Here is a 6,598-nt window from a genome sequence, read left to right on the forward strand (position 1 = left end):
CCCGAAGTTCTCCCCTCTCCGTGAGGAACGAACGGGGAGGGGCCGGGGGAGGGGCACCCCGCGGACGCAGTTCGATGCCCGTCGGCGCACCCACACCCCGCACCACGCTCTGTCGGGCAAATCACCACGCGCGGAGGGTCATGTTCCCTATCCTGCGCCGGGAAGGGGCCGATTAGCTTGCCGATTGAAGCCCGCGGCGCGTGCCGCGGGCGGGGGACGGCAACGGGCGCGAGGAAACGGACGATGACGGACACGAATGCCGCGGCCATCGTGGTCGGCGGGGGGATCGGCGGGCTGTCGGCGGCCATCGCGCTGCGGCGGGCCGGCATCCAGGCAGACGTGTACGAACGCGCGCCGGAGCTGCGCGAGGTGGGCGCGGGCATCAGCCTGTGGCCCAACGCCACCCGCCAGCTGCGCCGCTGGGGGCTGCTGGACGAGATCCTGCGCCGCGGCTTCCGCTTCGTGGGCGGGGAGATGCGCACATCGCGCGGCGACCTGCTGGCCGGCATGCCTCTTCCCGCCGCTGACGCGCCCGCCGTCCTCATCCACCGCGCCGACCTGCACGCCGTTCTGGCCGATGCGCTGCCGCCGTGGGCCATCCGCACCGGCGCCGAGTTCGCGCGCCTGTCGGAGACGGCGGACGGGGTGGAGGCAGACTTCGGTGAGGCGGGGACGGTGGAGGGCTCGTTCGTGGTGGGCGCGGACGGGCTGTGGTCGGCGGTGCGCCGGCAGGTGCTGGGCGACGGCGATCCCGTCTACCGCGGCTACCCGGTCTGGCGCGGGGTGGCGCCGGCGGGGGCGGTGGAGTGGCACACACTGACGGAAACGCTGGGGCGCGGACTGCGCTTCGGCACGGTGCCCATCGGCCAAGGGCGGGTAGCGTGGTGGGCGACGGCGAACGAGGCGGCGGGGGCGGACGACGGCGCGGAGGGGAGCAAGGCGCGGCTGCTGCGCCTGTTTGGCGACTGGCATCACCCCATCCCGCGGCTGATCGAGTCCACGCCGGACGACGAGATCCTGAAGAACGGCACCTACGACCGCCCGCCGGTGCGCCGCTGGGGCCGCGGCCGGGTGACGCTGCTGGGCGACGCGGCGCACCCCACCACGCCCAACCTGGGACAGGGCGGATGCATGGCCATCGAGGACGCCGCCGTCCTGGCCCGCTGCCTGTGCGAGACGGACGACGTTCCGGCCGCGCTGCGCGCCTTTGAACGCCGCCGCTTTCGGCGCACGGCGTGGATCACGCGCGAGTCGCTGCGCTACGGGCAGGTGGCGCAGTGGCAGCACGCCGCCGCGGTGCGCGTGCGCGACGTGCTGATGCGCGCCACCCCCGCGGCCGTGATGCGCGCCACGATGGGGCGCATGTTCGCGTTCGACGCGTAGGGGCCCCGGCCCTCACCCCGGCTCGTTCCTCGCCTGCCCCTCTCCCACAAACTGCGTGGGAGAGGGGCTCGCGCTTACGGCGGGATGCGGGGTGCTTCGGATGGGACGGCGCGGGATGGTGGGCCGCCCCCCTCCCCGGCCCTCCCCCGCAAACTGCGCGGGGAAGGGAGGTGCGACGCACCTTGTCGGAGCGGGATCGAAGTTCTCCCCTCTCCGTGAGGAACGAACGGGGAGGGGCCGGGGGAAAAGGGGCCCTGTCGGGCGCAGTTCGATGCTGTTCGCCGAGTTCCAGCCCCACCGGCAACACCAGCCTCCCCCAGGCTTTTTTGGGGGAGGTGGGCGAGGTTTACGAGCCCGGAGGGGGCGTGGCGGGCGCCAGTTCGATGCCTGTCGTCGAGCCACGATCCCGGCGGCTACGCGACCCTACCGCACCAGGTGGAATCGCTCCTGGCGGGTGAGGACCCAACGGCGGGCTCCGTCGGCGCCCAGAGCGGCGTCTTCTTCCAGCGCCATGCGCACCGGCTGGCCGTTCCACTCCGGTACGGGCGTGGTGGCCTGCAGCTCGATGGAGAACCAGGTGCTGGGGCGCAGCGCCACGTCGCCGCGGCCCACCACGCCGTCCTGCCGGTCCCACAGCCCGATCAGCGGCCCCGCGCCGTGCCCGTGGTCGCCCACCGGGTGCGAGTAGACGGTGCCGTCAATCCCCTCCGCCCGCATCCGCTCGCGCGTGGTCCGCAGCACCTCGTTGCCGGTGCGGCCGGGGCGCATCTCCTCCAGCAGCAGGTCCTGCAGGCGGTTGGCGCGGCGCAGGGCCGCGTACAGCCCGGCGGGCGCATCCGTCTCTCCCGGGCGCAGGACGTAGCCCATGTGCTGCGTATCCGTGTTCAGCCCCAGCGCCGTCACCCCGAAGTCCGTGTGCAGCACGTCGCCGCGCCGGATGACGGGATTGGCGGAATCCCCCATCTCCACCCCCGCCCGCTGCACCGTCACCGACGGCTGGAACCAGGTGTCCAGCCCCAACTCGTTCAGCCGCTGCCGCATCCACCACACGACGTCTTCCGTGTGCGTCACCCCCGGCGTCACGACCTCGAACGAAAAGGCGGTGCGGATGATGTCGTGCGCCACGCGCTGCATCCGCTCGTACGTGGGCAGCATCTCCGGAAGCCGCTCTTCCAGGTAGTGCAGCGCCAGCAGCTCGCGCTGGATGATGCGGCCGCGGTAGACGGGAGACAGCGACAACTGCAGCTGCTCCCACTCACCGGCGGTCAGGCCGTCGGAAAAGGCGTGGGTGTGGGAGATGTTGACGGCGATGGTGCGCGGGTCGCACGCCTCCACCACGGGCTGCAGAAGGCGCCACTGGTCCGGCCCGTACGGCTCCGCCGGGCGCACCGTCGCGCCGGCGGTGCCCGTAGCCGCGTTGGGGTCGCGCACCACGCGGTACAGCCCGCCCTGGGCGCTCCCGCCGATGGCGATCCGCTCCACCCCGCGCCCGTCCCCGCGATCGCAGAACACGTAGATGGTCCGCCGCCGCGCCGCCATCGTCGTTGGGGAGACGAGCGCCCAGAACACGGGATCCTCCACGTACTCGCGGACGGGGATGATCCACATCTGCACCCCCTGCTCGCGCATGATCCGCGGCAGCACGCGCTCCAGCCGCAGCCGAAGCCACTCCTGCCGCACCTGCGCCTGCTCGCGCAGCGTGCCGAACGGCCGTTCCTGGGCGGATGCCGGCCGGTTCGCGGCGGCGAGCGTGGCCGCGAGAGCCAGGGCCGGCGCAAGGATGCGGATCAGGCGCATGCGAGTGCGGTAGTCCAGAGGGTTCGGGAGCGGCTGAAGGCGCCGCAAAAACCGCGGAAAGCCTCGCGAACCGCGCGAAGCTTCAACCGCGCCGCAGTGTAGGGCGGAGCAGATCATCACGGCAAGGACGACGGATACGGACCGCCGGCATTTCCGCAAATTCGGTAAGAAGCCGGGGATGATCCGGGACTCGCCCCCGTCGACGCGGCGCTCCTCCCGTTGCGGACGCGCAGATGCACGCAAACCCACACACACTCGCCGCCGCGTCTGCACAAGGAGCGAATGAATTCGCCGCTGGAAAGGCGCGAAGTCCGCCTCCGCGGACTGTAGCCGCGGGTGCCGTGCACTGCGGCCAGTCACGAGAATGACGACGGTAGCTTTCTCAGTCGCGCGCCGCGTTCGGGACGTCGGCAGGTGCGGTGCGGCGCTCCTTCGGAATGACAATTCGGTGGATGGAGACGGGATCGATCCACACGCTCCAGTGCATGCCTCCGGTTGCGGACGCGCAGGTGCCTGGAACTGTGCACACCGCTGGGCCGCCGAGTCCGCGCAGGCGGACTTTGTGTAGTTGTTGCCGCGAATTTATTCGCCCCGGCAAGGCCGACGGCACGCAACCAGGCGGATCGCGACGACCCACGCTCCAGATCGCCGCTGGTGACTTTGCATGCCGCGACTGGACCTCCAGAGCATGCCAGTCGGCGCGCGGCTCCCCCCGATTCCACACCTGATTGTGGAGCAGCCCAATCCCCTCCCCCGCACGTTGTAGGATCGGCTCAGATCACCGGTTAGGCGCCTGTCCATTCGTTTCCCGAACGAAGAGCGAAGATACTGGCGAATATATTGCGTAGTGAGTTGGACGGGGTGAACGCCCCGTAGATCTACCCGCACAAGGCCGTCCGATGACCGCATCCGTCACGCACCGCCCCGAACGCACGCTTCCCGCCGGGGCGCGGCTGATCGCCCTGGCGCCGCAGGCGGCCCATGCCGTCCGCGTGCTCGCCACGGCCAGCGAGGGCGCCGCGCTGGCCGCGCTGCTGCCCCCCGACGGCGAAGACCCGTCCGCCGCCGTGGCGCGCGACGCGGCGTCGCTGGCGGAGCGCATCGTGGCGCACGTGGTGGACGCCCCCGGCGCCCCTTCCGCGGAAGCGCTGGGAGCGGCCGCGGCACGGCTGCACGGGTCGATGGAGCGGCTGCGGCGCGCGCTGCCGTTCTCGGCCGCGGAGCAGCTTCCCCGGCCGGACACGGCGTCGCTCGCGCTGGCGTCGGAGTGGCTGGTGGAGGCGGCGCTGGAGCACCACGGCCACGCCCTGATGCTGCTGACGCACCCGGACTACGAGGTGGTGGCCGGCATTCGCGCGCTGCACCCGGCGGAGGCGCTGGCCCGCGCGGCGGAGCGCGTGCTCGCCGCGGCGGAAACGTGGGCCGCGCACGATGCGCTGCTGGAGCTGGAGGTGGAATCCACCTACTGGTACGGCGAGCGCTGGAGCGCGGCGGACGACGAGGGCGACGCGGGCCTGCGCTCCGTCCATCGCCGCATGGAGTGGGCGCTGGCCGAGCGCCCGACCCTGGCGCACGGCGAGCCGATCCTGGCCACGCTGCTCGCCTCGGACGAGGGCGGCCGCTGGCCGGAAGCTCGGCGGACGGCTGCGCGGGCGCTCCTGGACTCGGTCGCCGGGGCCTTTCAGGTGCTGCTACGGGTGGATGACGAGATCGCCGTAGTGCGGTCGCTGCTCGATGGTACCGAGATCCGCATCCGCGACCCCTACGGCGAGGTGAATCCCGGCTGCGTGATGCTGGGCCGCGCGATCCCGCTGGACGCGCGCGAGCACGCCTTTACCCTCTCCACGGAACTGGTGTCGGTGGATGCGCCCGGCAACCTGCGCGCGCTGGACGCGGACCTGAGGGCGTTCGCCGCGCACCTGCCGCGCGCCGCCGCGCTGGAGGCAACGATCGCGGATGGGCTGTTCGGCGCGCGCATCCCGCGCATCGTCCCGCCCGCCGCGGACACGGAGGACGCACTGTCGCGGATCGAGGAGCTGCGTGGGTTGATGCTGGAGCGTGGCCTTGCGCGCACGCTGCCGCCCGTCGACATCCCCCGCGTTCCCCGCCCCGCCGGCGCCGCCGCCGACCTGCTCGCCATCCCCGTCGACCCCGTGATGCGCGCCTGGATCACCGCGCTGGTCGACGCGACGGAAACGCGGCCGGAGCGGCGGGCACGCGCGCGGGAGCCGGAGGAGCGCTACGGGACGTGAAGCTGGAGCGGGGCGACGACGCGTGGGAGGAGCGGCGCCGGATGAGCGGCGCAGGATGAGCGGCGGAGATGAGCGGGTAAACCCGCTGCTGGGAAAGCGATACCCCCCATTCGGCTCGCTTGCGCTCGCGGAACGGGGCTTCAACTGCGTAACGGCAACAGAGTTGCCGACCGCTCCTCAACGCGACGGGTCTTCCGGTTCGCCGGAAGGCCTGTGTGACGTTTATCCCCTCTCCCACGCTGTTTGTGGGAGAGGGGCAGGCGAGGAACGAGCCGGGGTGAGGCCCCCGGGGTGAGGGCCTAGTCCGGCGCCTGCCGGCCGTCGCCGCGGTAGCGTTCCAGGCCGGTGCCCAGGACACGGCGGGAGTAGCCGTTTTCGGGGTTGCGGCCGCGGCGCAGGTCGCGGTCCACGGCGCCTTCGCCGCGGTTGTAGGCCAGCAGCGCCAGGCGCAGGTCGTCGTACTTGTCGATCAGGCGCCGCAGGTAGCGGAAGCCGGCGGCCAGGTTGGCCTCCGGCTGCATGATGCGCTCGGGCGTCGTCATCCCGCGGTTCAGCCAGCGCGCCGTGTTGGGCATGAGCTGCGTAAGCCCCAGCGCGCCGGCATGGCTGCGCGCCCGCGGGTTGAAGTTGCTTTCCGCGCGCACCAGCCGGAACCCCAGGTCCGGGTCCAGCCCCTGCGCCTCGGCCGCGTCCTGGATGGTGCGCGCCAGCTGAGGGCTGATGCGGTAGCGCGCGGCAAAGGCCACCGGCCCACCGTCCAGCGTGCGCAGCCGCCGCGCGCCATCGCGCAGCCACCGCCAGAACTCGCCCTCCGGCCGCGGGACGGCCGGCAGGGCCTTTTCGCGCGGGGCATCCACCCGGTGCGGGGCCTGCGCCGGGGCTGCGGTCTGCGGCTGCTGTGCCGCCGCCGGGACCACCGCCGTACAAACCGCGGCCAGCGCAAGCAGCGCCGGCACGCGGACGCCGTACATCCACCGATCGGCTGTCGTGCTCAAATCGTCGCCTCCCTGGTCTGGTCAGCCGCTCCAGCCTTCCCGGAAGGCGCACATGATGGGGCGCGGGTGGCGGCGGGGCAAGGTGAGGGTGTGAGGGTGTGAGGGTGTGAGGGTGTGAGGGTGTGAGGGTGTGAGGGTGTGAGGGTGTGAGGGTGTGAGGGTGTGAGGGTG

General features: G+C 72.3%; 4 protein-coding genes. 2 read left to right on the forward strand and 2 right to left on the reverse strand.

The window, feature by feature from the left end:
* The first annotated feature begins 243 nt into the window (after positions 1–243).
* Entirely contained in the window at positions 244–1,383 is a 1,140-nt protein-coding gene (locus tag ACOJUJ_RS16630) for an FAD-dependent monooxygenase (RefSeq protein WP_420128019.1), read from the forward strand.
* A 423-nt stretch (positions 1,384–1,806) separates the two neighbouring features.
* Here ACOJUJ_RS16630 and ACOJUJ_RS16635 read toward each other — a convergent pair whose 3' ends face one another.
* The gene (locus tag ACOJUJ_RS16635; RefSeq protein WP_420128020.1) at positions 1,807–3,180 is read right to left on the reverse strand and encodes a M24 family metallopeptidase; all 1,374 of its coding nucleotides are present in this window, start codon (positions 3,178–3,180) and stop codon (positions 1,807–1,809) included.
* Positions 3,181–4,079: 899 nt separating this feature from the next.
* Between ACOJUJ_RS16635 and ACOJUJ_RS16640 the strand changes: the two genes are divergently transcribed.
* Entirely contained in the window at positions 4,080–5,432 is a 1,353-nt protein-coding gene (locus ACOJUJ_RS16640; RefSeq protein ID WP_420128021.1) for a hypothetical protein, read from the forward strand.
* Between the two features lie 299 nt (positions 5,433–5,731).
* Here ACOJUJ_RS16640 and ACOJUJ_RS16645 read toward each other — a convergent pair whose 3' ends face one another.
* Positions 5,732–6,427 carry a lytic transglycosylase domain-containing protein gene (locus tag ACOJUJ_RS16645; RefSeq protein ID WP_420128022.1) on the reverse strand — a complete coding sequence of 232 codons (696 nt, stop codon included), beginning with the start codon at positions 6,425–6,427 and terminating at the stop codon, positions 5,732–5,734.
* Positions 6,428–6,598: the final 171 nt, after the last annotated feature.

The organism is Longimicrobium sp. (genome assembly GCF_048594345.1).
Taxonomy (GTDB): Bacteria; Gemmatimonadota; Gemmatimonadetes; order Longimicrobiales; family Longimicrobiaceae; genus Longimicrobium.

Excerpts from the sequence above, each read along its gene's own strand:
- ACOJUJ_RS16630 (WP_420128019.1), top strand. The coding sequence starts at position 244 with ATGACGGACACGAATGCCGCGGCCATCGTGGTCGGCGGGGGGATCGGC.
- ACOJUJ_RS16635 (WP_420128020.1), bottom strand. The coding sequence starts at position 3,180 with ATGCGCCTGATCCGCATCCTTGCGCCGGCCCTGGCTCTCGCGGCCACG.
- ACOJUJ_RS16640 (WP_420128021.1), top strand. The coding sequence starts at position 4,080 with ATGACCGCATCCGTCACGCACCGCCCCGAACGCACGCTTCCCGCCGGG.